This window comes from Marinilactibacillus sp. GCM10026970 (genome assembly GCF_042660675.1).
Classification (GTDB): Bacteria; Bacillota; Bacilli; order Lactobacillales; family Carnobacteriaceae_A; genus Marinilactibacillus.
This window is the reverse complement of record NZ_JBHSUL010000020.1, coordinates 1-2,050: the sequence shown is the minus strand read 5'-3', so window position 1 is coordinate 2,050 and position 2,050 is coordinate 1. Positions and strand designations below refer to the sequence as shown.

Here is a 2,050-nt window from a genome sequence, read left to right as displayed (position 1 = left end):
ATACCGCCAGCGTTCGTCCTGAGCCAGGATCAAACTCTCGTTTTAAGTGTTTGACTTGCTCATTGATTAAAAATTGTGAATGAACCTTGTTCATTCGTTTAGTTGTCTTGATTCATAAATGAATCGAAGACCCCTGCACATTTGGTTGTTTTTACTTTGTTCAGTTTTCAAAGATCTACTCTTTATTGCTTCGTGTTATGTCGTTGTCGCTTTAACAGCAACTCATACATCATACCACGTTGTCATTTTGATGTCAACAACTTTTTTGAAAAGTTTTTTTATAACTGATTGTTGTAAGCGTTACACCTGTTGATGTGACAACTACTAAAGTATATCTGATTCAAGCTAGATTGTCAATAGTATTTTAAACTTTTTTCGAAATATCTTTCTTTACCATTGCTTTAATTGTTTTGCAGCAACGAGAATAATAATACCAAGTTATTACAATTTCGTCAACAGTTTTTTTGAAAAACTTTTAAAAAAAGCTACTCCATAATTGGAAGTAGCTTTTTCATCTTACTCTTCAGTCTCATCTGACTTTTCTTCATCCTGTTCAGCGATGCGATTTTCTTCTTTTTTCTTGTTTCTTCTAGCCTTCTTGATATTTCTAACGAATTGACTATCTTCGTGATCTTTCCCTCTAATAGCATCTTCGATTGATTTAATCTCATACTCACCTGCGACATCTCCATAGTATCTATTGTACCGTTCTTTGTATTTCTGGAAGAAATGGACAACGATAACTTTCAAGATTGCATAGATTGGTACTCCGAATATAAGTCCGAATATTCCTAGAAGGTCTCCAATAACCAATAGTACAATGATAATCGTTAATGGATGTACATTTAGTTGTTTCCCCATAACGTTTGGTTCAATCAAGTTACCATCTATAAACTGTACGACCATCCATACTAATATTAATAAGAAAACCATTTGCCAGGAATCAATGACTGCAATAACAAACGCCGGGATAAAAGATAATGTCGGACCAACATACGGTATGATCGATAAAAAGCCTGCTGCTATAGCAAGTACGATTGCGTAATCCAGTCTGATAATTGAGAACCCAATAAACATCATTACACCGATCGAAGTTGCAATGATGAGTTGCCCTTTTATATAGGCACCTACCTGTGAATTGATTTCACTTGAAACTCTTAATAAATCTTCTCTCCATTTTGGTGGCACCGCAGATAGTACAGCTTTTGACATTTTTTTCTCGTCTTTCAATAAGAAAAATAGGATTAGTGGAAAAGTGATTAAGGTAACAACAACATTAGTGACACTGGACACGAAAGATGAAACACCACTTAATCCACTATTTAAATACTCACTTATATTATTTGGGATATCCGCTACAAACGATTCTCCCTGTTCAATAAAGGTATCTACATCTTGACCAAATGGTAAGTTAGCCGCCCATCCTGATACCGTATTTGATATCATTTCTACGAAACTTGGAAAATTTTCGACTAAGCTTTCAAATTGCCCTCTTAAGAGCGGAATCAACGTACCAATCAATATTCCAATCACTGCAATAATGACTACATAAAGTATCGATACACCCCATAGTCGTTTGATCTTCTTGCTTTCCAAGAAGTCGACAATTGGATTTAATAAGTAATAAAGCAGCAAGGCAATGACTGCTGGCATAAGTACGCTAGAGAATAGTACAACGACCGGATAGAATATAAAATCTACTTGATTGAATATTAAAACAATAACTCCAATCATAATCAAAATACCTAACGTGAAGAATAAACTAGAGCCTCCTAAAAAATTGATCCACCTTGATGTTTTTTTCATTTTTATTCCTACTTTCTGGCGATTCTATTTTTACTTATACCTATTCTATAGTATATAAGTATTTTTATCGAGTAAAGTGATATATATATAAATGACCCCTTATCGTTATGCTTCGATAAGAGGTCATTTACCTTATTATTTTGGTTCTATAATATCTAGTGTTGGTGAGAATTCGCCAGCACTATTTTTATGTAAAATGAAACAAGCGAGATTCTCTGATAGACTAAAGTTACCACACCAAATC

1 protein-coding gene is annotated in these 2,050 nt (G+C 34.1%); it reads right to left on the bottom strand.

Going from position 1 to position 2,050, the window contains the following annotated elements; genetic code table 11:
- Positions 1 to 516: 516 nt before the first annotated feature.
- Positions 517 to 1,806 carry an AI-2E family transporter gene (locus tag ACFP65_RS06285; protein WP_379916953.1) on the bottom strand — a complete coding sequence of 430 codons (1,290 nt, stop codon included), beginning with the start codon at positions 1,804 to 1,806 and terminating at the stop codon, positions 517 to 519.
- Between the last annotated feature and the right edge of the window lie 244 nt (positions 1,807 to 2,050).

What these genes read in the sequence shown, in the direction of transcription:
- ACFP65_RS06285 (WP_379916953.1), bottom strand. Translation starts at nt 1,806, where the DNA reads ATGAAAAAAACATCAAGGTGGATCAATTTTTTAGGAGGCTCTAGTTTA.